This window comes from Pseudomonas sp. SORGH_AS_0199 (assembly GCF_031453735.1).
GTDB classification, from domain to species: Bacteria; Pseudomonadota; Gammaproteobacteria; order Pseudomonadales; family Pseudomonadaceae; genus Chryseomonas; species Chryseomonas aestiva.
The window spans coordinates 4,923,117-4,945,636 of sequence record NZ_JAVJAE010000001.1 but is presented as its reverse complement, the minus strand read 5'-3'; the positions used below and the strand labels follow the sequence as shown (position 1 = coordinate 4,945,636).

Genomic DNA, 22,520 nt, shown 5'->3' with positions numbered 1-22,520 from the left:
CCGTCCCCCGGAGAAGCCCCATGTCCGCCGATCTCGCCCACATCCGCCAGATCATGCAGGAAGCCGATTGCCTGTATGACGAAGCCCAGGTCGAAGCGGCCATCGACCGGATCGCCGCGTCTATCACCGCCGATCTCGCCGAGCGCAATCCTGTGGTCTTCTGCGTGATGAACGGCGGCCTGATCCTGACCGGCAAGCTGGCCACCCGGCTGCATTTCCCGCTGGAAATGTCCTACCTGCACGCCACCCGCTATCGTAACGAGACCACCGGCGGCGAGCTGTTCTGGAAAGCCAAGCCCGAGGTGTCCTTTATCGATCGCGATGTGCTGATCGTCGACGACATCTTCGACGAGGGCCATACCCTCAAGGCCATCATCGACTTCTGCCGCCATGCCGGCGCCCGCGAAGTCCACACCGCGGTGCTGATCGACAAGACCCACGACCGCAAGGTCAAGGGCCTGGAAGCCACCTACGTCGGCCTGCCCTGCATCGATCGCTACATCTTCGGCTACGGCATGGACTATAAGGGCTACTGGCGCAACGCGCCCGGCATCTATGCCGTGAAGGGGCTGTGACCACGCGGCTGTTCGATCAGGCGCTGTTCGCCGACCTGCTCCGGCAGGCGGCGGCCAGCCCGCGACGGCGCGCCCATCACAACCTGCATCTCATGGACGAGCCCTGCCATCGCCTGGTGGTGGGGATGTGCGAAGACAGCTACATACCGCCCCATCGCCACCTGGATCCGCACAAGGCCGAGAGCCTGCTGGTGCTGCAGGGCCGGCTCGGGCTGCTCATCTTCGGTGAAGACGGACAGGTGCTGCTGCGCCGCGAACTGTCCCAGCGCGCCGGTTGCCCGGGCGTCGATCTCGCCCCCGGGCACTACCATGCGCTGGTTGCCCTGGGGGGCGACTGCCTGTTCTTCGAATGCAAGGCCGGGCCCTTCGTGCCGTTGGGCAAGGGTGAACGACCGGCCTGGGCCCCGCTGGAGGGCGCGCCCGACGCCGAGTGCTATCGCAGCTGGATGCGCGCTCAATTCGATTGAACTTTCGACCAGGGTCGCGGTATCACCACGGTTTGTCACTGGCGGGCAGGCGAGGGGCGGGGGTTAGAATCGGTCCTCCTTTTCTCCAAAGAATCCCCCAGCACAGGTAGCCAAAGGATGCGCAAGGATAAAAAGCAGGTCATCGGTGAAGAGATCAGCGACGAGCAGATCAAGCTGTTTCTCGCGGTCGAGCCGGCGGACGATACTCCCGCGTCTCTGCACAAGCTGGTCAAGGCTTATCGCGGCCTGCGCCCGGACGACTTCGAGCGCTTCGTCGGCTTCTTCGTCGAAGCCGGCTACGACCTGGATGCCCGTAACGACCAGGGTGAAGACTTCATCGAGCTGATCCGTAGTCATCGCCAGGCCGAGCCCTATATCGACGCCCTGCGCGCCGCCCACGCCTAAATGGCCGCATAAAAAAGAAACCCCGCCATGGCGGGGTTTCTTTTTGCCTGGTGAACGGGCCGCATGAGCGGCCCGTCGGCCATCAGGCGTCGCGGTTGCGGGTCAGCAGCGCGGGCTTCTCGCTGCGCGGCCGGCTTGGCATCTCTTCCAGCTGCTCCAGGGTCGGCAGGCGGTCGGCACGCGACGGCTTGTGCACGATCTTCGGCTGCGGCTTGTTCGACGCCCGCTCTTCCGTGGCATAGGCGCGCGGCTCGCTGGGCGCGGCTTCATAGGGCCGGGCGGCACGGGGCTGACCGTTCTGACCACGCCGCTTGCCGGGCTGCTGCTGTTGCTGGCTGCGCGGACCGCGGGCAGCGCCCTGGCCTTGACCCTGACGGGGCTGGCCCTGGCCGCCGGTAGTGGCGGCGCGCGGCGCGCTGCCGCCGTTGCCACTGCGCGGACCCTTGCGGCCCTTGCCCTGGTAGGGGCTCACGTAGTCGACGCTGTTGCCGAAGTTGTCGTAGGCGTCATCCAGAAATTCTTCCGGATCCCGATTGCGCGGCTGCTGGGCAACGGCCTGGCCGGGTTGCACGGCGGCCTTGTCCTGGCCGGCGTCATCGCGATCGCGGCGGTCGCGACGATTGCGGGAACGACCCTTGCGCTCGCCCTGGGGCTGAGCGCCGGACTGCTCGCCACCGGCGGCCTTGCCCGGGTTCTGGGCTTGACCCTGACCCTGGCCTCTGCCTTCGCTGCGCGCCGGCTTGTCGGCCTTCTTCTGGCGATTCTGCTGCGGCTTGCCACGCGGTTCGCGGGGTGCCCGGACTTCCGGCTGCTCGGGCGGCACGGACTGCGGGTCGAAGCCCTGCATGTCGCCGTCCTGGATGCTCTGCTTGGTCAGGCGCTCGATGGCCTTGAGCAGCTTCTCTTCGTCCGGGGAGACCAGCGAAATGGCTTCGCCGCTGCGACCGGCCCGACCGGTGCGGCCGATACGGTGGACATAGTCTTCCTCGACATTGGGCAGCTCGAAGTTGACCACGTGGGGCAACTGATCGATATCCAGGCCGCGAGCGGCGATGTCGGTGGCGACGAGGACACGAACCTCGTTGCTCTTGAAGTCGGCCAGGGCCTTGGTGCGGGCGTTCTGGCTCTTGTTGCCATGGATCGGCGCCGACGGCAGGCCGTGCTTGTTCAGATACTCGGCCAGGCGGTTGGCGCCGTGCTTGGTCCGGGTGAACACCAGCACCTGTTCCCAGGCACCCAGGGTGATCAGGTGGGCGAGCAGAGCGCGCTTCTGGTTGGCGGGGATGCGGAACAGCCGCTGCTCGATGCGCTCGACGGTGGTGTTCGGCGGGGTGACCTCGATCCGCTCGGGATCCTGCAGCAGCTTGCCGGCGAGGTCGGTGATGTCCTTGGAGAAGGTGGCCGAGAACAGCAGGTTCTGGCGGCGGGCCGGCAGACGGGCCAGGACCTTCTTCACATCGTGGATGAAGCCCATGTCCAGCATGCGGTCGGCTTCGTCCAGCACCAGGACCTCGATGGCGGACAGATCCACGCTCTGCTGACCGGCGAGGTCCAGCAGGCGACCCGGGCAGGCGACGAGCACGTCGACACCCTTGGCCAGGGCGGTGACCTGCGGCTTGAGGCCGACGCCACCGAAGACGCAGGCGCTGCGCATGGGCAGGTCGCGGGCGTACACCTTGAAGCTGTCGTGGACCTGGGCCGCCAGTTCGCGGGTCGGCGTCAGCACCAGCACGCGGGGCTGCTTGGCCACATAGTGGTGACCATCGGGATGACCGTTGGGAAACAGGCGCTCGAGTACCGGCAGCGCGAAGCCACCGGTCTTGCCGGTGCCGGTCTGGGCAGCCACCATCAGATCGCGACCCTGCAGGACGGCCGGAATGGCGCGTTGCTGAACAGGCGTGGGATTCGTGTAGCCAGCGTCTTCCACAGCGCGGGCAAGGGCCTCGGAGAGACCGAGGGAAATGAAGGACATGCGGGGTTCCTGTCTCTGTCGGCGTCCCGCCGACGTGGGGGCGCGGTTGCGCTGCCGGTTGACGTCCGAAAGGCTTGGGACGTCTCGCCCACCCTCGTCATCCTGCGCTGGATGACGAGTCGGACGATGACCGATAGCGGTAATCACGATTGGGTAAAGTCGCCGCCAGTTCGCCTGGCCGACTTCAAAAACCGAGGTTTCGCCAGATGGCGATACACGGCTCCGCTTGGTTCAGGGTATAGAAGTGCACACCGGGTGCCCCACCTTCGAGCAGTCGCTCGCAGAGGTCGGTCATGACTTCTTCGCCAAAGGCCTGGATGCTCTGGGTGTCGTCACCGTAGGCTTCCAGTTGCTTCCGCAGCCAGCGTGGCAGTTCAGCGCCACAGGCATCGGAGAAGCGCGCCAACTTGCTGTAGTTGGTGATCGGCATGATGCCAGGGATCACTGGGGCTTCGACTCCCAGTTTGCGGACACGTTCCACAAAATGGAAGTAGCAATCGGCGTTGAAGAAGTACTGGGTGACCGCGCGGTCAGCACCGGCCTGCATCTTGTACACGAAATTGCGCACGTCGTCCGTAAAGCTGCGCGCCTGCGGATGGGTTTCCGGATAGGCGGCGACTTCGATATGGAAGTGATCACCGGTTTCCTCGCGAATGAAGGCGACCAGATCGCTGGCGTGGCGCAATTCGCCACCGCCGGACAGGCCCATGCCGGACGGCAGGTCGCCGCGCAGGGCGACGATACGGTTGATGCCGGCTTCCCGGTACTGCTGCAGCAACTCGCGCAGCTTGGCCTTGCTGTCACCGACGCACGACAGGTGCGGTGCGGTCGGCACCCCGACCTCGTCGTTGAGCTGGCGCACGGTGCGATAGGTACCGTCGCGGGTCGAACCGCCGGCGCCATAGGTGCAGGAAAAGAACTCCGGCCCATGACTTGCCAGTTGCCGCGCCGTGGCGATCAGCTTCTCGTGGCCCGCTTCGGTCTTGCAGGGAAAGAATTCGAAACTCAGACTGGGTTTCACGTCGTCTCTCTCGTGGGCGGCCACCCGCTCCGGGGAGCGGGTGGCCTGGCCATCAGTAGCGGTAGCTGTCGGGCTTGAAGGGGCCTTCCTGGGTCACGCCGATGTACTTGGCCTGAGCTTCGGTCAGACGGGTCACCACGCCACCGAAGCCCTTCACCATTTCCAGCGCCACTTCTTCGTCGAGCTTCTTGGGCAGGACCATGACGGTGACGTTGGCGGTCTTTTCCGCGACCGGCAGGTCGGCGAACTTCTCCTGGAACAGGTGAATCTGCGCCAGCACCTGGTTGGCGAAGGAGCCGTCCATGATGCGGCTGGGGTGGCCGGTGGCGTTGCCCAGGTTCACCAGGCGGCCTTCGGCCAGCAGGATCAGGTAGTCGTCGTTGGCCGAGTCGACGGTCAGACCGGTGCGGTGGATCTTGTGCACCTGCGGCTTCACCTCTTCCCAGCCCCAGTGCTGGCGCATGAAGGCGGTGTCGATCTCGTTGTCGAAGTGACCGATGTTGCACACCAGGGCGCGCTTCTTCAGCGCCTTGAGCATGTTGGCGTCACAGACGTTGACGTTGCCAGTGGTGGTGACGATCAGGTCGATCTTGCCCAGCAGGGCGCGATCCACCGAGGCTTCGGTGCCGTCGTTCAGGCCATCGACATAGGGCGAGACCAGCTCGTAGCCGTCCATGCAGGCCTGCATGGCGCAGATCGGGTCGACTTCCGAGACCTTGACGATCATGCCTTCCTGACGCAGCGAGGCGGCCGAGCCCTTGCCTACGTCGCCGTAGCCGATCACCAGCGCCTGCTTGCCGGACAGCAGGTGGTCGGTGGCGCGCTTGATGGCGTCGTTGAGGCTGTGGCGGCAACCGTACTTGTTGTCGTTCTTGCTCTTGGTGACCGAGTCGTTGACGTTGATCGCCGGGACCTTGAGGGTGCCGTCCTTGAGCATGTCCAGCAGGCGGTGTACGCCAGTGGTGGTCTCTTCGGTAATGCCGTGGACGCGCTCCAGCACCTGCGGATACTTGTCGTGCAGGATCTGGGTCAGGTCACCGCCGTCGTCCAGCACCATGTTGGCGTCCCAGGGCTGGCCGTCCTTGAGGATGGTCTGCTCGATGCACCACTCGTATTCGGCTTCGGTCTCGCCCTTCCAGGCGAACACCGGGATACCGGCGGCGGCGATGGCGGCGGCGGCCTGGTCCTGGGTGGAGAAGATGTTGCAGCTGGACCAGCGCACTTCGGCGCCCAGGGCCACCAGGGTCTCGATGAGCACGGCGGTCTGGATGGTCATGTGGATGCAGCCGAGGATCTTGGCACCGGCCAGGGGTTGTTCGCCGGCGTACTTGCCACGCAGTGCCATGAGGGCGGGCATTTCCGATTCGGCGATGATGACTTCGCGACGACCCCAGTCGGCCAGGGAGATGTCGGCGACCTTGAAATCGTTGAAAGCGGCAGGCGTGAGGACAGCGCTCATTGAAGAGTCTCCATTCGTTAGGTGCGAATGGGCGCCGTTGATGCGTTCTGATAACGCTCCGTTCGAGCCTGACAACGTCTGACGTCATGCCGGCCGTGATGCCCGCGCCAGCGGCGGGTCGGCTAGGATGGGATAACGCAGCGTGCTGCAGCGCCCCTCGAACGGAAGGCGGGGCGGCCTGGTGGCCGCGATGCGCGGGCAGTATAACGAGGATCGCGATAAACCCAAAGGGTGGCGCTCTGCCTCATGTCGACCGGAATCTACCGCGCGCACCCTGATCTGATGCCCCAACCCCCCTGGAAATTCAAGGAGCCCTGATGAACTTCCATACCCGCAAGTGGGTGAAACCCGAAGACCTCAACGCCAATGGCACCCTGTTCGGCGGCAGTCTGCTGAAATGGATCGACGAGGAGGCGGCGATCTACGCCATCGTGCAGCTGGAAAATCCCAAGGTGGTGACCAAGTACATCTCGGAGATCAACTTCATCAGCGCCTCGCGTCAGGGCGACATCATCGAGCTGGGCATCACCGCCACCGAGTTCGGGCGTACCTCCATCACCCTGAGATGCGAGGTGCGCAACAAGATCACCCGCAAGAGCATCCTCACCATCGACAAGATCGTCTTCGTCAATCTCGACGAGGAAGGCAATCCGGTGCCCCATGGCAAGACCCGGATCACCTATGTCGAGGACAGGTTCAAGGAGTCGCCTTGAGGCCGGCGCGGGTCACGTCCAGGCGCCGCCGCTCGGCCCAGTAGAGCAGCAATTCACGCAGTTGCGAGAGTTCGATCGGCTTGCCCATGTGGCCGTCCATGCCGGCCTCCTGGGCGCGATCCTTGTGCTCGGCGAGGATATGCGCGGTTAGGGCCACCACCGGGGTGCGCGAACGATGATTCTGCTGTTCCCAGGCACGTAGCCGGCGGGTGGCGCCGAAGCCGTCCAGCAGGGGCATCTCGCAATCCATCAGGATGAGGTCGTAGGTGTTCTGCTGGAGCTTTTCGAAGGCCTCCAGGCCGTTGCTCACGGTATCGGGTTCGACGCCGAGCTTCTTCAGCATGCCGCGGATCACCTTGACCGAGATGCTGTTGTCCTCGGCCACCAGCACGCGGAAGTCGCTGGGGATGCCGCTGGGCTGTTCCTGGGGCTCGGGCTCGCTGACCCGCTGGCCGCGGCGCGACAGTTCGTCGGCCAGGGTGGCTCTGAGGGTATAGCCGGCCACCGGCTTGGCCAGCACCCGCTTGATGCCGGCGTTGCGGGCAATGACCTTGCTCGGCGCGTTGCTCAGCCCGGTGAGCATGATCAGCAGCAGGTCGTGGTTGAGATTCTCGTCTTCGTTGATGCGCGCGGCGAGCTGCATGCCGGTCATGCCCGGCATCTGCTGATCGAGCAGCACCACATCGAAGTATTCCCGCAGGTGCGACTGGGTACGCAGCAGGGCCAGGGCCTCGCGCCCGGAGGCGGCGGTCACCGCCTGCATGCCCCAGGCGCTGCACTGCTGCTGCAGGACCTTGCGGCAGAGTTCGTTGTCGTCGACCACCAGCACCCGCACGTCCTGCAGCGGATAGTCGCTGTCGCCGCGCGACAGGACCAGCGCCTGAGCCGGGATGGGCAGGCTGATCCAGAAGCTGGAACCGCCCTCGGCGTTGTTCTGGATGCCGAAGTCGCCCTGCATCAGCAGCACCAGCTGGCGGGCGATGATCAGGCCGAAATCCAGGCTGTCGGTGTCGCTGGCGAGGAAGTCGCGGCGGTCGAGGTGGGTGGACAGCAGCTGGCGACTGAGCGCCGCGTCCAGCGGCGTGCCGCTGTCCTGCACCGAGATGCGCAGGCGTGGTGGCTGGCCGGTGGCCTCTTCCAGTGAGATCACCAGCAGGATCTCGCCTTCCTCGGTGCGCTGGAAGGCGTTTTCCAGCAGGTTGAGCAGGATCTGGCGCAAGCGGGTCGGGTCGCCGATGAAACGGCGCGGCACCTGGGGCTGGATGAAGCTGAGCAGTTCGACCCGGTGCTCCTCGGCACGCGGCCGGAAGATGTCCAGGCAGTCGTCGAGCAGGGCATTGAGGTCGAAGGTGACCTCCTCGAGTTCGATCTGGCCGCTTTCCAGGCGGGTGATGTCGATGATCTCGTTGATCAGGTTGAGCAGCTCGGCGCCGGCGCTGTGGATGGTCTGCACATAGTCGCGCTGCTTGGCCGACAGCGCCGTGCCCTGCAGCAATTCGGTCATGCCCAGCACGCCGTTCATGGGCGTGCGGATCTCGTGACTGATGCGCGAGAGAAATTCGGCCTTGCCCTTGAGCTCCGCATGGTCCGTGGCTCTGTCACGGGTGCGGGTGAAATGTTCCTCGCGCAGATAGCGACGCCGCTCCTCCAGGGCCAGGGTCAGCAGGATGCCGCTGAGCATGCAGCTGGCGATCAGGCCGCGGCCCATCCACACCGGTGGATTGGCGTAGCCGGCCAGGATCGGCAGCGCGATCAGCCCGGCCAGGGCCAGCAGGGCGCAGCTCATCACCAGCAGCCGCCCATAGCGGGCGCCCTGGTGCCAGCGCTCCAGCGCGATGATCAGGCAGGCGCACAGTGCCAGGCCATTGACCGCCATCAGCCAGTCGCCGACATAGAATTCGCCGGCGGCGATACGCACCACGGCGGCCAGGCCGACCAGGGCCAGCAGACCCCGCAGCGTGCGGCGGACCCACAGCGGCAGCCGTCGCCAGCCGAAGAAGGCGCCCACGAGATTCAGCCCGGCGGCGCTGCAGGCCAGCACCGACAGATCGGTCAGCAGCGGCGTCTGGCCCTTGAAGGTGCCCAGGAAGAACTTGCTCAGTCCGAAGATGTTCAGGGCCACGCAGACCAGCATCACCAGCAGCAGGGTGAGGGCGCTGGTGGCGCGACTGCGGTGGTAGAGCAGCTGGGCGCCGTTGTACAGCGCCAGCATGGCCAGGCAGCCGAGCAACACGCCGAACATCACCAGGCGATGGGTGATCTCGGCTTCGGCACTGCTGCTCAGGGTCAGGGCGATCCGCATCGGCTGGGGCGATTCGAATCTCAGGAAGAGGTCGAGCGGCTGATCGCTCTGTGGAATCGGAAAGACGAAGTCGCGACTGAGTTGCTGCGGATTGAGCAGCGGCCGCGACAGGCCATCGCGGATCTCGCTGAGCAACTGGTCATCGCGATAGGCGAAGAAATCCAGATAGCCGACGTTGGGCGAAATGATGCGCAGCAGCCGCTGCTGGGCGTCGGGCTGGATGCGGGTGTGCAGCCAGAGCGCACCGGAACCGGCTGGGCGGTGGGCCCTGGCGGTGGTCAGCGGTTTGAAGGCGGACAGCCGATCACGGACATCGTCGAGCGAGAATTCGCCGGTGACGTCCTCGTACTGCGCCCAGCCCGCATCCGGCGAATTCTCGGCTTGCACGGAATTGGCCACCAGCAGCAACAGCAGCCAGCTGACCACAAAGCCTATGGCGATCCAGAGCCGGTGCACGAGAGTTCCCTTCGCAAATGCGGACGTCGAGTATAGACCAGCCCGTCACGTCTGTTGACGTAACAGTGTAACAGGCTGATCCCTTAGGCGAGCTTCACTGTCGCTCGCGAGCGATGGCGCGGTAGCCGATGTCGCTGCGGTAGAAGCAGCCCTGCCAGGAGATTTCCCGGGCCAGCGCAGCGGCGTTCTGCTGGGCGGCGGAGACCGTTTCGCCCAGAGCCGTGGTGCACAGCACCCGACCGCCGGCGGTGACGACCTGACCGTCGCGCAGGCCGGTGCCGGCGTGGAACACCTTGCCCGGCAGCGCTGCGGCGGCCTCGAGACCGGCGATGGCGTCACCCTTGGCATAGTCGCCCGGATAACCGCCGGCGGCCAGGACGATGCCCAGGCTCGGACGTGGATCCCAGCAGGCTTCGATCTTGTCGAGGGCCTCGGCCAGGGCGGCCTCCACCAGCAGCACCAGGCTGGACTGCAGGCGCAGCATCACCGGCTGGGTCTCGGGATCGCCGAACCGGCAGTTGAATTCGATGACCTTGGGTGCGCCACTCTGGTCGATCATCAGGCCGGCATAGAGGAAGCCGGTGTAGACATTGCCTTCGCTGGCCATGCCGGCCACGGTGGGTTCGATGATCTCGCGCATGACCCGGTCATGGACCGCCGCGGTCACCACCGGCGCCGGGGAGTAGGCGCCCATGCCGCCGGTGTTGGGACCGCTGTCGCCGTCGCCGACGCGCTTGTGGTCCTGGCTGGTGGCCATCGGCAGCACGTTCTTGCCATCCACCATGACGATGAAGCTGGCTTCCTCGCCATCGAGGAATTCCTCTATCACCACTCGCGCACCGGCATCGCCGAAGGCATTACCGGAGAGCATGTCACGCACGGCGTCCTCGGCTTCGGCCAGGGTCATGGCGACGATCACGCCCTTGCCGGCGGCCAGGCCATCGGCCTTGATCACGATGGGCGCACCCTGCTCGCGCAGATAGGCCAGCGCCGGCTCCACCTCGGTGAAGTTGGCGTAGGCGGCGGTGGGGATCTGATGGCGCGCGAGGAAATCCTTGGTGAAGGCCTTGGAGCCTTCCAGTTGCGCCGCGCCGGCGGTGGGGCCGAAGCAGGGCAGGCCCCGGCTGCGGAACAGGTCGACCACGCCGGCCACCAGCGGCGCCTCGGGACCGACGATGGTCAGCTCGACGTTGGCGGCGGCGAAGTCGGCCAGTTGCTCCAGGGCCAGGACGTCGAGGGCGACGTTCTCGCACTTGGCTTCGGTGGCGGTGCCGGCGTTGCCGGGGGCGACGTAGACCTTGGTGACCCGGGTGTCCTGGGCGACCTTCCAGGCCAGGGCGTGTTCGCGACCGCCGCTGCCGATGATGAGTACGTTCATGAAGCTTTCCTCTGGGCGGACGCTGGGCACGTCCGCCACGCAAATGGGTCGACGGTGAGGGCTGCGGCCCTCGCCGTGGCGGGCCTTAGTGGCGGAAGTGGCGCATGCCGGTGAAGACCATGGCGATGCCGGCTTCGTCGGCGGCGGCGATCACCTCGGCGTCGCGCATGGAGCCACCCGGCTGGATCACCGCGGTAATGCCGTTGGCCGCGGCGTTGTCGATGCCGTCGCGGAAGGGGAAGAAGGCGTCCGAGGCCATGACCGCGCCGGCCACGGCCAGACCGGCGTGCTCGGCCTTGATGGCGGCGATGCGCGCCGAGTTGACGCGACTCATCTGGCCGGCGCCGATGCCCACGGTCTGCTGGCCCTTGGCGTAGACGATGGCATTGGATTTGACGAACTTGGCCACCTTCCAGGCGAAGATCAGGTCCTGCAGCTCCTGCTCGCTGGGCGCGCGGCGGGTCACCACCTTGAGGTCGTCGGCGGTGATCATGGCAATGTCGCGGCTCTGCACCAGCAGACCACCGTTGACGCGCTTGAGGTCCAGGCCGGGCTTGCGCTCGGCGGGCCACTCGCCGCACTCCAGCAGGCGGACGTTGGCCTTGGCCGCGACGACGTCGCGGGCTTCGGCACTGACGCGCGGGGCGATGATCACCTCGACGAACTGGCGCTCGACGATGGCGCGGGCGGTTTCGGCGTCCAGTTCGCGGTTGAAGGCGATGATGCCGCCGAAGGCCGATTCGCTGTCGGTGGCATAGGCCAGTTCATAGGCCTGGCGGATGTCGCCGGCGACGGCCACGCCGCAGGGGTTGGCGTGCTTGACGATGACGCAGGCCGGTTCCCCGTAGCTCTTCACGGTTTCCAGGGCGGCATCGGTGTCAGCGACGTTGTTGAAGGACAGTTCCTTGCCCTGCAGCTGGGTGGCGGTGGCCACGCAGGCTTCGCTGGCGTGCTCGACATAGAAGGCCGCCTGCTGGTGCGGATTCTCGCCGTATCTCATGTCCTGCGCCTTGATGAACTGGGCGCTGAAGGTCCGCGGGAAGGCGGCGCGGCCGTCGGTGGTCAGGGTCTCGGCCTGCTGGTCGATACTGCCCAGGTAGTTGGCGATCATGCCGTCGTAGGCAGCGGTGTGCTCGAAGGCCTTGAGCGCCAGATCGAAGCGCTGGGCATAGGTCAGGCCACCGGCCTTGAGGTCGTCGAGGATGGCCGCGTAGTCACTAGCATTGACCACGATGGCGACGTCCTTGTGGTTCTTCGCCGCGCTGCGGACCATGGTCGGGCCGCCGATGTCGATGTTCTCGATGGCGTCGGCCAGGCTGCAGCCGGGCTTGGCCACGGTGGCGGCGAAGGGATAGAGGTTGACCGCGACCAGGTCGATCGGGCGGATGCCGTGCTCGCTCATCACCTCGTGGTCGACGCCGCGACGACCGAGGATGCCGCCGTGGATCTTCGGGTGCAGGGTCTTGACGCGACCGTCCATCATCTCCGGGAAGCCGGTGTAGTCGGCGACTTCCACCGCTGGGATGCCTTCATCGCGCAGCAGCTTGTAGGTACCGCCGGTGGACAGGATTTCCACGCCGATGGCCGCGAGTTCGCGGGCGAAGTCGACGACGCCCGTCTTGTCGGACACGCTGATCAGCGCACGGCGGACGGGGAGGCGAGAGGTCTGGTCGGTCATGGTCATGTCCATCAGGAGGAGAAAGACCGCCGGTCAAGCCCCCTGGGCCGCCGGCGATGAGGCGGATCAGAGCAGGTCGTACTGCTTAAGCTTCTTGCGCAGGGTGCCGCGATTGAGCCCGAGCATCTCCGACGCCTTGGTCTGGTTGCCCTTGACGTAATTCATCACGCTTTCGAGCAGGGGTGCTTCCACTTCGCAGAGCACCATGTTGTAGACGTCGGTCACCGGCTGCCCATCGAGGTGGGCGAAATAGTTGCGCAGCGCCTTTTCCACGCTGTCGCGCAGCGTCTGACCCTCCTGCAGGGGAGCGGTCAGGTGCTGCTTGAGGTCGCCGTTGTCACTCACAGGCGCTGTTCCAGTCAAAGTCTCGGTCATCGAATTCATGCCACCTGCTTCCCGGTCGGGGGCTGCGCGAAGAACGCGCGAATGCTGGCGTGCTGGGCTTGGGTGTCTTGCAGTCGGTTGAACTGGGCGCGCGATTCCGCGGCGCCCGGCCGGTCGGCCAGGTACCAGCCGACGTGCTTGCGGGCGATGCGTACGCCCATTTCCGCGCCGTAGAAGGCATGCAGGGCGTCGAGGTGTTCCAGCAGGATGGCCTCCACCTCGGCATCACCGGGCGCCGCCAGGTGCTCGCCGGTCGCCAGGTAGTGGGCGATCTCGCGGAAGATCCAGGGGCGCCCCTGGGCGGCGCGGCCGATCAGCAGGCCGTCGCAGCCGGTGTGTTCGAGCACCCAGCGGGCCTTTTCCGGGCTGTCGATGTCGCCGTTGGCGAACACCGGGATATCGACCGCCTGCTTGATGGCGGCGATGGTGTCGTACTCGGCGGCGCCGAGAAAACGGTCGTCCCGGGTGCGGCCATGCACGGCGAGGGCCTGGATGCCCGCGGCTTCGGCCAGCTGCGCGATGCGCAGGCCGTTGCGATTGTCGGGATTCCAGCCGGTGCGGATCTTCAGGGTCACGGGGACGTCGACGGCGGCCACCACGGCGGCGAGGATCTCGGCCACCAGGGCCTCATCCTTCATCAGCGCGGAGCCGGCGGCCTTGTTGCAGACCTTTTTCGCCGGGCAGCCCATGTTGATGTCGATGATCTGGGCACCCAGTTCGACATTGCGCCGGGCCGCCTCGGCCAGCATCGCCGGATCGCCGCCGGCGATCTGCACCGAACGCGGTTCCTGCTCGCTGGCGTGGATCAGGCGCAGCCGCGACTTGCGGCTGTCGTAGAGCCGCACGTCACTGGTCACCATTTCCGACACGGCCATGCCGGCGCCGAGTGCCAGGCACAGGCGACGGAAGGGCAGGTCGGTGACCCCGGCCATGGGCGCGAGAATCAGCGGATTGGGCAAGGTATAAGGGCCGATGCGTACCATCGACATATCTTTTTCCCTGGCGAATAGGCGCCTGTTCCGCCTGCGCCGGAAACCGGCCGCGGACAGGGGCTGCTGTGCTTGAAAAGGGTTGGGAATGATACCCGCTCACCGCCTCCGGATAAAGCGCGAGTTGGCTAGTTTATGAGCAATTCCCCCTGGGGCTACTCCGGCGAGAAGAAGCTCAGGCTGTAATTCACGGCTCGCGGGCCGGGGTCGAGAATGTCCAGGGCGATGTGGATCGGCGTCTGCGGCGGCATCTCGTCCTGGCCTTTCAGTTCGCCATTCAGGTATTCGCCCGGCTTGAAGCGGCGGCTGGCGAGCAGTTGGCCATTGAGGTCGGCGAAGCGCAATTCCAGCAGCGGGAAGGGCTGCGAGAAGGGTGCCCGGTTGTAGAGAATGGCATCGACGCGCAGCGCCCCGGAAAATTGCGGGTGGCTGCGCACCACCAGGTTGCTGCTGCGGATCTGCTGCACATCGACCTTGGACGGCACCTTGCAGCCGAGGCTGGCACAGGCCTGGACGAACAGCGGGCGATAGCTGTCCTGCCGCGCCAGTTCGTCGAAGTGGTAATAGACGTACTGGCCGGCCAGGCCGAGCAGTGCCAGCAGGCAGAGCAGGATCCACAGTAGGCGGCGACCCCAGCGCGGGCGCTGCGGGTGGCTGTCCAGCTGCAGCGGTTCGTCGTGCAGGTCCAGCAGCGGATCGTCCTGCCATTCCGGCTCGCTGCGCAGGCCGCTCGCGGCCTTGGCCGGCGGCGGCTCGTCGTCGCTGTCGCGAGCGGCGCTGAGGGATTCGGTAGCCGGCTCCTGCCAGTCGTCGAGGCGGCCCAGGCCGGGTTCGGCGCGTTCGTCGTCGTCGGCCTCGACCCGGCCGAGCGCGGGCTCCTGGCGTTCGGCCGGCGCGGCGGTGAGGGGCGCGGGCGGCGTGGCCGGGGCGGGCTTCAGCGGGGCGCGCACGGCCGCGAGCGGGGCCACCGGCGCTACGGCAGGCAAGGGGGTGATGGCGGGCTCGGGCACCGGTGCGAAGGCCGGCTCGGGCTCGGGCTCGGGTTCGAGTCGCGGTTCCGGCTCGGCGGCGGTAAGGGACAGGGGCTCGGACTCAGGCTCCGCCTCGGGCGCGGCTCGCAGTCGCAGCGACTCCGGCTCGGGTTCGCGCTCGGCGGAGACGGCGCCGAGCGACGGCAGCTCGTAGGTTTCTTCGTCGTCCTGGGGACGACGGGCAGCCAGCCCCAGGGCCGGTGCCGGCTCTTCCTGCGGCGTGGTCACGGCGAGCGGTGCGGCCAAGGCGGCAGGCGCCATGGGAGCGACCGGCGCGCGGCGCTGTTCTTCCAGGGCGCCCAGGCGGGCGACCTCGGCGTCCAGCTCCAGGTGGCTCAGGTCCAGTTCGTCATGGGGCCAGGCCGCTTCGCTGGGCGTGGGCGCCGGCGCGGCCACGGGTGGCGCGGGCTCAGGGGCCGTCAGGGGCGCGGCCTGGTTGCTGGCGTTGAACACTTCCAGGCAGACGCCACAACGTACGTCGCCATCCGCGGCGGCCAGGTGTTCCTGGGTGACACGGAAGCGGGTATGGCAATGCGGACACTGGGCGACGAGGGATTCGGTCATGGCGAGGCGACAGCCAGGGAGTGAAGCGCGCTAGTGTACCCGAAGGCCCTGGCGAAAGAAGGGCCTCCACCGGGCCGCCGGGTGAGCGGACCGGTGGCGCCGCTGCGCATCAGCGGCGGCGGGTCCCGCTGATGCGTACCCAACCGTCGAGGGTGGCGGTGGGTTCCAGGTCGAAGCAGCCGGCGTAGGCGGCGCGGACGTCCTCGGCCTGCTCGGCGAGGATGCCGGAGAGGGCCAGGCGACCGCCGATGCGGGTCAGGCGGGTGATCTGCTCGGCCAGGCCGACCAGCGGACCGGCGAGGATGTTGGCCACCACCACGTCGGCCTGCTCGCCTGGCAGATCGGCGGGCAGGTACAGCGGAAAGCGGGCCGGATCGATGCCGTTGCGGTTGGCGTTCTCGCGCGAGGCTTCGAGGGCCTGGACGTCGATGTCGGTGCCCACGGCGCGCTCGGCGCCCAGCAGCAGGGCGGCGATGGCGAGGATGCCCGAGCCGCAGCCGAAATCCAGCACCTGCCGGCCGGCGACCGGTTCGCCGTCCAGCCACTGCAGGCACAGCGAGGTGGTGGGATGGGTGCCGGTACCAAAGGCCAGGCCCGGATCCAGCAGCAGATTGACCGCTTCGGGTTCCGGGGCCTCGTGCCAGCTGGGGACGATCCACAGCCGCTGGCCGAAGCGCATCGGCTGGAAGTTGTCCATCCAGCTGCGTTCCCACTCCTGGTCTTCCAGGCGCTCTACCTCGTAGGTCAGGCCGTTGGCCAGCAGCTGCACGCGCTGTTCCAGGGCGGCGGCGTCGGTATCGCCTTCGAACAGCGCCAGCAGGTGGGTCTGGGACCACAGCGGGGTGGTGCCGAGATCCGGTTCGAAGATCGGCTGGTCCTCGGCGTCCATGAAGGTCACCGAGACGGCGCCCAGTTCGAGCATGAGGTCTTCGTAGGTTTCCGCCTGGGCGGGCGTGAGGGCGAGGCGGACTTGCAGCCAGGACATGGTGGACTACCTGAATCGGGTCAAAGCGGGGAGGGTAAATGAAAACGGGCTGCCCGAGGGCAGCCCGTTTACTAGGTAAGAAGCCGACGGGGCGAGCGAGCCAGGTCAGGCAAGGCGGAAATCGCCGAGGAGGCCCATTCTCCCTAGGGTAAATGGGCATTCCGACGAGGCCGCCCAGGCCGGGCTGGCGATCCAGGCGATTTCCAACGCAGCCTGGCCGACGCGCAGCCGTCACGTCCTTAGTGGCGCATGCCGAGCTTCTTCTCCAGATAGTGGATGTTCACCGCGCCTTGGCCGAAGGCCTGGTCGCGGGTTAGCATCCGATGCAGATCAGCGTTGGTCTTGATGCCGTCGACGATCAGCTCGTCCAGGGCGTTGCGCATCCGGGCCATGGCCTCTTCGCGGGTCTTGCCCCAGGTGATCAGCTTGGCGATCAGCGAATCGTAGTTCGGCGGAACCTTGTAGCCGCTGTACAGGTGCGAATCCACCCGTACGCCGTTGCCGCCCGGTGCATGGTAGTGCTTGACCAGGCCCGGGGAGGGCATGAAGGTCTTGGGGTCTTCGGCGTTGATCCGGCACTCGATGGCGTGACCGGTGATCTTGATGTCTTCCTGTTTGATCGACAGCGGGTTGCCAGCGGCGATGCTGAGCATCTCCTTGACGATGTCGACGCCAGTGATCATCTCGGTCACCGGATGCTCCACCTGCACGCGGGTGTTCATCTCGATGAAGTAGAAGCGGCCGTCTTCGTAGAGGAACTCGAAGGTGCCGGCGCCCCGGTAGCCGATGTCGATGCAGGCCTTGACGCAGCGCGCCAGGACCTCTTCGCGGGCCTTCTCGTCGATCTGGGGCGCAGGTGCCTCCTCGATGACCTTCTGGTGCCGGCGCTGCAGCGAGCAATCGCGGTCGTAGAGATGCACGGCATTGCCCTGGCCATCGGAGAGCACCTGGACTTCCACGTGACGCGGATTGCCGAGGAACTTCTCCATGTAGACCATGGAATTGCCAAAGGCGGCGCCGGCTTCGGTTTGGGTCAGCTTGATCGACTTGATCAGCTCGGCCTCGTCCTCGACCACGCGCATGCCGCGACCACCACCGCCACCGGCGGCCTTGATGATCACCGGATAGCCGACTTCGCGGCCGATGCGCAGGCACTCGGCCTCGTCATCCGGCAGGGCGCCGTCGGAACCCGGTACGGTGGGCACGCCGGCCTGCTTCATGGCGTTCTTGGCGGACACCTTGTCGCCCATCAGGCGAATCACGTCGGCGGTGGGGCCGACGAAGGCGAATCCGGACTGCTCCACCTGCTCGGCGAAGTCGGCGTTCTCGGCGAGAAAGCCGTAGCCGGGGTGGATGGCGGTGGCGCCGGTGACTTCCGCGGCACTGATGATGGCCGGGATGTTCAGGTAGGACAGGGGCGAGGGGGCCGGGCCGATGCACACCGATTCGTCGGCGAGGGACAGATGCATCAGTTCGCGGTCGGCGGTGGAATGAACCGCCACCGTCTTGATGCCCAGCTCCTTGCAGGCACGCACCACGCGCAGGGCAATTTCCCCGCGGTTGGCGATCAGGACTTTTTCCAGCATCGTGGGCTCCACGGGCTTAGACAATGGTGAACAGCGGCTGGTCGAATTCGACAGGCTGACCGTTCTCGACCAGCACCTGGCCGATGGTGCCGCTGGCTTCGGCTTCGATGTGGTTCATCATCTTCATGGCTTCGACGATGCACAGGATGTCGCCTTTCTTCACCTGCTGGCCGACTTCGACGAAGGCCGGAGTGGTGGGCGAGGACGCGCGGTAGAAGGTGCCGACCATGGGCGAGCGAGCCACGTTACCGGTCAGTTGCGGAGCGGCGGCTTCGGTAGCCGGCGCAGCAGCGGCCGGAGCGGCAGCCGGGGCCGGCGCGGCGACCGGCGCGGGAGCGGCGGCGTAGACGGTCTGCATGCCCTGGTTGCGGCCGGTGTTGCGGCTGATGCGGACGGACTCTTCGCCTTCGCGGATTTCCAGCTCGTCGATACCGGACTCTTCCAGCAACTCGATCAGTTTCTTGACTTTACGGATGTCCATTGGCGTTGGCTCTCCCCTCGGGTTCAGGTGATGTTCTGGATATTGGGTCGCGCTCAGCCGCGTGCGGCGAGCTGTTCGCAGGCGGCTTCCAGCGCCAGGCGATAGCCACTGGCGCCGAGCCCGCAGATGACACCGACCGCCACATCGGAAAAATAGGAGTGGTGGCGGAAGGCTTCGCGCTTGTGCACGTTCGACAGGTGCACTTCGATGAATGGGATGCTCACCGCGAGCAAGGCGTCACGTAGGGCGACACTGGTATGGGTGAAGGCAGCCGGATTAATCAGGATGAAATCCACCCCTTCGTCGCGCGCGGCGTGGATGCGTTCGATCAGCAGGTGTTCGGCGTTGCTCTGCAGCGACTGCAGACGATGCCCCGCCGCGGTGGCGCGGGCTTCGAGGTCGGCGTTGATCTGGGCCAGGGTGGTGGCACCGTAGACGCCCGGCTCGCGGGTACCCAGCAGATTCAGGTTGGGCCCGTGCAGTACCAGCAGATGCGCCATAGCCACTTGCCTCGCAATTTCGCAACCAGATTGGCCGCGGACTATGCCGCAACCGGAGGTGACTGTCCAGTCGCTAGACGTTTGCCGGAAATGCCCGCACGTTGGGCGAAATTCTTTTAATCGCTGGTGATAAGCCTTTTTGCTTCGTCGAGTCGGGCGAGAAAGCCCGTGGCATCGATTTCGCCGACGATGCGCGCCTTGGCCTGCTCCCGGCCGCTGGCATCGTAGAACAGGATCGCCGGCGGGCCGAACAGGCCGTGCTGCTCCAGCCACTGGCGCTGTTCCCGGGTGCTTTGCGTCATATCGAAACGGATCAGCGTGAAGTCGCGCAATTGCGCCTGGATCTCGGGATTGCCGAAGACCTCGCGCTCGATCAGCTTGCAGCTGATGCACCAGTCGGCATAGACGTCCACCAGCAGGGGTCGCCCGCTGCCGAGGCTGCTCGCCAGGGCGGCGGGATCGCTCAGGCTGCGCATGACCTCTGCGCGGGCAGCCACGGCGGGTGCCGCGGCGTCGCCCAGCGGCCGCAGGGGGTCGCTGGCGCCGCGCAGGGCGCCGATGCCGGCGGCCGCGCCATAGACCACCAGGGCCAGGCCCGCCAGTTGTGACAGGCGCTGGCAGGGCGGCTTGGGGACGAATTCCAGGGCGCCGAGGAACAGCCCGACCCCGGCGGCCAGCAGGCCCCAGGCCGCCAGCGCCAGGGGGCCCGGAAGGAGTCGTTCAAGCAGCCACAGGGCTACCGCCAGCAGCAGTACGCCGAACGCATTGCGCATGCCCACCAGCCAGGCGCCGCTGCGTGGCAGCAGGGCGCCGCCGCCGGCGGCGATGAGGATCAGCGGGGCGCCCATGCCCAGGCCCAGGGCGAACAGTGCCAGGCCGCCGCCGAGCCAGTCGGCGGTGCTGCTGATATAGAGCAGGAGGCCCGCCAGGGGCGCCGAGACGCAGGGCGAGACGATCAGGCTGGAGAGCACGCCGAGGGTGGCCGCGCCGCCCAGGGAGCCGCCACGGGTACCGCTGGCGAGCTGTTCCAGGCGCTCGCGCAGGGCCGCCGGCAGGCGCAGTTCGAAGAGGCCGAACATCGCCAGGGCGAACAGCGCGAACAGCGCGGCGAAGGGAATCAGTACCCAGGCCGACTGCAATTGCGCCTGCAGGTTGAGACTGGCGCCAAAGACGCCCATGAGTGCGCCCAGGGCGGCGAAGCTCAGCGCCATGGGCACCACGTAGGCCAGCGCCAGCAGCAGGCCACGGCCCGGGCGCGCCTTGCCGGCCAGGACCACCGCCGAGACGATGGGCAGCATCGGCAGGACGCAGGGGGTGAAGGTCAGTCCCAGGCCGGCGAGGAAGGCCAGCAGGATTCTGTTCCACCCCACCTGGTCAGGGGGCGGGGCGGCGACCGCCGGGCTCGCCGCGGAGGCGGCCGCGGGGCCGGCGATAGTCAGGGTGCGGGTTTCCGGCGGATAGCAGAGGCCGCGATCGGCGCAGCCCTGGTAGGTCACCTGGATCCGGCCGCCGCGGTCGGGCGCGAGGGGCAGGGGGATGTCGACGCCGGCGTGATAGACCTGGACGTCGCCGAACCATTCGTCGTGCTTGGGCTCGCCAGGTGGCAGGGCCACCGGCGCGGTCAGCAGGCCGGCGTCGGCGTCGAAGGCAAAGCGCTGTCGATAGAGGTAATAACCCTCGGCGATGATGAAGCGCACCTGGGGGCGGCCCTCGGCGTCGCGACGCTGCTCCAGGCGAAAGGCCTGGTCCACCGGCAGGAATTGCTGACTGGGACGCTGACCGTCCAGGCCCAATGCGGCCGTCGGGCGCGGCGCATCGAACAGGCCGGCGGCGGCGGGCAGGGTCAGCAGCAGGGTGAGCAGGAACAGCAGGACACGCATGGGCTTCTCGGCGATCGGCAGCGGCCGATCATAGCAGAGGCATCCGGTTGGTCTGGCTAGACGTACTGGCGCACGCAATTGCGTCCCGCATGCTTGGCGGCATAGAGGGCTTCGTCCGCCTGCTTGGCCAGCGTGGGCATCTCCTGTCCGGGCTGCAGTTGCGCCACGCCGGCACTGAAGGTGCAGCTGAGTTCCTTGGGCGGCGCCGGATAGTGGATCTCGGCAAAGCGCTGGCGGATCTCGTCGATCAGGCGAGTGGCGGTGGCCAGGTCGGTATCGGGCAGCACGATGGCGAATTCCTCGCCGCCATAGCGGCCGATATGGTCGGACTTGCGCAGGCGCTGCTTGAGGAACAGCGCCAGGCTCTTGATCACCCGATCGCCCATGGGGTGGCCGTAGTGGTCGTTGACCTGCTTGAAGTGGTCGATGTCCAGCATGGCGAAAGTGATCGGCCGCTGGCTGCGCCGCGCGCGGAAGCAGGCGTCTTCCAGCAGCTGCAAGGTGTGGGTGTGGTTGTACAGGCCGGTGAGGCTGTCCTGGACGATGCGCGCCTGCAGGCTGCGCGCCCGTGCGGCGCGGGTGCGCACCGTGGCGATCAGGTGGCGCGGCTTGATCGGCTTGGTGAGGAAGTCGTCGCCGCCCTCGCTCATGGCATCCAGCTGCTTGTCGAGGTCGTCCTCGGCCGACAGATAGATGATGGGCACGCTGACATAGCGTTCGTGCTGACGGATGACCTTGGCCAGCTCGGTGCCGGTGCACTCGGGCATGTACATGTCGAGGATGATCAGGTCGGGCACGAATTCGGCCAGGTGCGCCATCACCGCGCCGGGCTGCATCAGGGTGCGGGTGACGATCCCGGCGCTGTTGAGCGCCATTTCCGTGGCCATGGCCTGGGCGCGGGAGTCGTCCACCACCAAGGCGCGGATCGGGTCGTAGTAGACGGTGCGGGTGAGGGTCTCGATCTTTTCCAGTAGCCGCGCCGAATCCAGGGTGCCGGTGTAGAACTCCTGACCGCCGGCGCGCACCGCGGCCAGACGGAAGGGAGTGTCGGCTTCCTGGTGGCTGTAGAACAGCACCGGCAGCTTGCGCTCCAGACCGCTCTGGGCTTCCAGCGCCAGCTGGATGCCGGCGCCCGCGCCGCCGAAGTCCACGTCCATGACGATGACCGCCGGGTGACGGTTGTCCATCATCGCGCGGAAGTCGTCGGCGCCATGGATGATCTGGATGGTGACGCCGAAGTATTCCATCTGCTGCGCCAGCCGCTCGGCGCGCTCGCTGTCGAGCAGGGCGATGTAGATCGGCTTGCGCAGCGGCGGCAGGCTGGTGGTCTCCAGCTGGTCGCCCTGGCGCAGCCCGGTGCGCGACAGGCTCTGCATGGCCTGGCTGAGTTCGGTGATGGCCTGGCTGTTGAGGCGACCGCGATTGGCGGTGACCTGGGCCAGGGAGGCACCGATGGCCTCGGCGAGTTCGGCATGGCCCTGCTGCTCGAAGCGCTTGGCATATTGCAGCAGGCGCGCGTTGGCGTCGGTCAGCTCGACCAGGCTGCCGGCCGTCCACTCGTCTCGCTGCAGCCGTTGCCAGATCTCCAGTACCTGGCGCGACTGGTGGATGACCCGTTGCGCGAAGTGCAGCTTGAGGCGGTCCCGGCTCGGATCATCTGGTTCGCTCACGAATTGTTCCGTCATTCTTGAGGT

The 22,520-nt window shown here is 66.7% G+C and carries 19 protein-coding genes and 1 riboswitch; of the genes, 4 read left to right on the top strand and 15 right to left on the bottom strand.

What is annotated here, in order from left to right:
* The first annotated feature begins 20 nt into the window (after positions 1-20).
* The 3 genes from QE444_RS23090 (at position 21) to QE444_RS23080 (ending at position 1,447) form a co-directional block, all read left to right on the top strand.
* The gene (locus QE444_RS23090) at positions 21-575 is read left to right on the top strand and encodes a hypoxanthine-guanine phosphoribosyltransferase (protein ID WP_133861537.1); all 555 of its coding nucleotides are present in this window, start codon (positions 21-23) and stop codon (positions 573-575) included.
* Positions 572-1,042, top strand: a complete 471-nt coding sequence (locus tag QE444_RS23085; protein ID WP_285388912.1) for a WbuC family cupin fold metalloprotein — start codon at positions 572-574, stop codon at positions 1,040-1,042. Before QE444_RS23090 ends, QE444_RS23085 begins: the two co-directional genes overlap by 4 nt.
* 117 nt (positions 1,043-1,159) lie before the next feature.
* Positions 1,160-1,447 (top strand): PA4642 family protein, encoded by a 288-nt coding sequence (locus QE444_RS23080; protein ID WP_007161573.1) that lies wholly within the window; start codon positions 1,160-1,162, stop codon positions 1,445-1,447.
* A gap of 82 nt (positions 1,448-1,529) precedes the next feature.
* Here the strand turns inward: QE444_RS23080 and QE444_RS23075 are convergent, their stop codons facing one another.
* The 3 genes from QE444_RS23075 to ahcY form a co-directional block, all read right to left on the bottom strand.
* Positions 1,530-3,419: a DEAD/DEAH box helicase gene (locus tag QE444_RS23075; RefSeq protein ID WP_285388915.1), complete on the bottom strand. Its 1,890-nt coding sequence runs from the start codon at positions 3,417-3,419 to the stop codon at positions 1,530-1,532.
* 184 nt (positions 3,420-3,603) lie between these two features.
* Positions 3,604-4,440 carry a methylenetetrahydrofolate reductase [NAD(P)H] gene (metF, locus tag QE444_RS23070; protein ID WP_133861534.1) on the bottom strand — a complete coding sequence of 279 codons (837 nt, stop codon included), beginning with the start codon at positions 4,438-4,440 and terminating at the stop codon, positions 3,604-3,606.
* 52 nt (positions 4,441-4,492) lie between these two features.
* Complete coding sequence (gene ahcY / locus QE444_RS23065; protein WP_133861533.1) at positions 4,493-5,899, bottom strand: adenosylhomocysteinase; 1,407 nt, start codon at positions 5,897-5,899, stop codon at positions 4,493-4,495.
* Positions 5,900-5,921: 22 nt separating this feature from the next.
* Positions 5,922-6,064, bottom strand: a riboswitch (S-adenosyl-L-homocysteine riboswitch).
* Positions 6,065-6,216: 152 nt separating this feature from the next.
* On the opposite strand from ahcY, the gene QE444_RS23060 reads away from it, so the two are divergent.
* Positions 6,217-6,612: an acyl-CoA thioesterase gene (locus QE444_RS23060; protein ID WP_064309293.1), complete on the top strand. Its 396-nt coding sequence runs from the start codon at positions 6,217-6,219 to the stop codon at positions 6,610-6,612.
* On the opposite strand, the gene QE444_RS23055 is transcribed toward QE444_RS23060, so the two are convergent.
* The 12 genes from QE444_RS23055 to QE444_RS23000 all read right to left on the bottom strand — a co-directional run bounded on the left by QE444_RS23055 (position 6,596) and on the right by QE444_RS23000 (position 22,496).
* On the bottom strand, positions 6,596-9,370 hold the full coding sequence (locus QE444_RS23055; RefSeq protein ID WP_187980403.1) for a hybrid sensor histidine kinase/response regulator: 2,775 nt from the start codon (positions 9,368-9,370) through the stop codon (positions 6,596-6,598). The two genes, QE444_RS23060 and QE444_RS23055, sit on opposite strands and share 17 nt — an antisense overlap.
* Positions 9,371-9,464: 94 nt before the next feature.
* Positions 9,465-10,748 (bottom strand): phosphoribosylamine--glycine ligase, encoded by a 1,284-nt coding sequence (gene purD / locus QE444_RS23050; RefSeq protein ID WP_285388920.1) that lies wholly within the window; start codon positions 10,746-10,748, stop codon positions 9,465-9,467.
* 85 nt (positions 10,749-10,833) lie between these two features.
* Entirely contained in the window at positions 10,834-12,426 is a 1,593-nt protein-coding gene (gene purH / locus QE444_RS23045) for a bifunctional phosphoribosylaminoimidazolecarboxamide formyltransferase/IMP cyclohydrolase (RefSeq protein ID WP_187980401.1), read from the bottom strand.
* 66 nt (positions 12,427-12,492) lie between these two features.
* The gene (gene fis / locus QE444_RS23040; RefSeq protein WP_026083845.1) at positions 12,493-12,810 is read right to left on the bottom strand and encodes a DNA-binding transcriptional regulator Fis; all 318 of its coding nucleotides are present in this window, start codon (positions 12,808-12,810) and stop codon (positions 12,493-12,495) included.
* Positions 12,807-13,799 (bottom strand): tRNA dihydrouridine synthase DusB, encoded by a 993-nt coding sequence (dusB, locus tag QE444_RS23035; RefSeq protein WP_187980400.1) that lies wholly within the window; start codon positions 13,797-13,799, stop codon positions 12,807-12,809. Before dusB ends, fis begins: the two co-directional genes overlap by 4 nt.
* A 155-nt stretch (positions 13,800-13,954) precedes the next feature.
* Positions 13,955-15,394, bottom strand: coding sequence for a DUF3426 domain-containing protein (locus QE444_RS23030; protein WP_309741841.1), 1,440 nt, complete (start codon positions 15,392-15,394; stop codon positions 13,955-13,957).
* Positions 15,395-15,503: 109 nt separating this feature from the next.
* Positions 15,504-16,379, bottom strand: a complete 876-nt coding sequence (gene prmA, locus QE444_RS23025; RefSeq protein WP_158890978.1) for a 50S ribosomal protein L11 methyltransferase — start codon at positions 16,377-16,379, stop codon at positions 15,504-15,506.
* A 239-nt stretch (positions 16,380-16,618) separates the two neighbouring features.
* On the bottom strand, positions 16,619-17,965 hold the full coding sequence (gene accC, locus QE444_RS23020; protein ID WP_187980398.1) for an acetyl-CoA carboxylase biotin carboxylase subunit: 1,347 nt from the start codon (positions 17,963-17,965) through the stop codon (positions 16,619-16,621).
* Between the two features lie 16 nt (positions 17,966-17,981).
* The gene (gene accB / locus QE444_RS23015) at positions 17,982-18,446 is read right to left on the bottom strand and encodes an acetyl-CoA carboxylase biotin carboxyl carrier protein (protein ID WP_187980397.1); all 465 of its coding nucleotides are present in this window, start codon (positions 18,444-18,446) and stop codon (positions 17,982-17,984) included.
* 53 nt (positions 18,447-18,499) lie between these two features.
* Positions 18,500-18,946, bottom strand: coding sequence for a type II 3-dehydroquinate dehydratase (aroQ, locus tag QE444_RS23010; protein WP_017641056.1), 447 nt, complete (start codon positions 18,944-18,946; stop codon positions 18,500-18,502).
* Between the two features lie 116 nt (positions 18,947-19,062).
* Positions 19,063-20,826, bottom strand: coding sequence for a protein-disulfide reductase DsbD (gene dsbD, locus QE444_RS23005; protein WP_285387676.1), 1,764 nt, complete (start codon positions 20,824-20,826; stop codon positions 19,063-19,065).
* Positions 20,827-20,882: 56 nt separating this feature from the next.
* Positions 20,883-22,496, bottom strand: coding sequence for a PleD family two-component system response regulator (locus tag QE444_RS23000; RefSeq protein ID WP_133861523.1), 1,614 nt, complete (start codon positions 22,494-22,496; stop codon positions 20,883-20,885).
* Between the last annotated feature and the right edge of the window lie 24 nt (positions 22,497-22,520).

Excerpts from the sequence above, each read along its gene's own strand:
- QE444_RS23090 (WP_133861537.1), top strand. The coding sequence starts at position 21 with ATGTCCGCCGATCTCGCCCACATCCGCCAGATCATGCAGGAAGCCGAT.
- QE444_RS23080 (WP_007161573.1), top strand. The coding sequence starts at position 1,160 with ATGCGCAAGGATAAAAAGCAGGTCATCGGTGAAGAGATCAGCGACGAG.
- QE444_RS23075 (WP_285388915.1), bottom strand. The coding sequence starts at position 3,419 with ATGTCCTTCATTTCCCTCGGTCTCTCCGAGGCCCTTGCCCGCGCTGTG.
- ahcY (WP_133861533.1), bottom strand. The coding sequence starts at position 5,899 with ATGAGCGCTGTCCTCACGCCTGCCGCTTTCAACGATTTCAAGGTCGCC.
- QE444_RS23060 (WP_064309293.1), top strand. The coding sequence starts at position 6,217 with ATGAACTTCCATACCCGCAAGTGGGTGAAACCCGAAGACCTCAACGCC.
- purD (WP_285388920.1), bottom strand. The coding sequence starts at position 10,748 with ATGAACGTACTCATCATCGGCAGCGGCGGTCGCGAACACGCCCTGGCC.
- purH (WP_187980401.1), bottom strand. The coding sequence starts at position 12,426 with ATGACCGACCAGACCTCTCGCCTCCCCGTCCGCCGTGCGCTGATCAGC.
- fis (WP_026083845.1), bottom strand. The coding sequence starts at position 12,810 with ATGAATTCGATGACCGAGACTTTGACTGGAACAGCGCCTGTGAGTGAC.
- dusB (WP_187980400.1), bottom strand. The coding sequence starts at position 13,799 with ATGTCGATGGTACGCATCGGCCCTTATACCTTGCCCAATCCGCTGATT.
- QE444_RS23030 (WP_309741841.1), bottom strand. The coding sequence starts at position 15,394 with ATGACCGAATCCCTCGTCGCCCAGTGTCCGCATTGCCATACCCGCTTC.
- prmA (WP_158890978.1), bottom strand. The coding sequence starts at position 16,379 with ATGTCCTGGCTGCAAGTCCGCCTCGCCCTCACGCCCGCCCAGGCGGAA.
- accC (WP_187980398.1), bottom strand. The coding sequence starts at position 17,965 with ATGCTGGAAAAAGTCCTGATCGCCAACCGCGGGGAAATTGCCCTGCGC.
- accB (WP_187980397.1), bottom strand. The coding sequence starts at position 18,446 with ATGGACATCCGTAAAGTCAAGAAACTGATCGAGTTGCTGGAAGAGTCC.
- aroQ (WP_017641056.1), bottom strand. The coding sequence starts at position 18,946 with ATGGCGCATCTGCTGGTACTGCACGGGCCCAACCTGAATCTGCTGGGT.
- dsbD (WP_285387676.1), bottom strand. The coding sequence starts at position 20,826 with ATGCGTGTCCTGCTGTTCCTGCTCACCCTGCTGCTGACCCTGCCCGCC.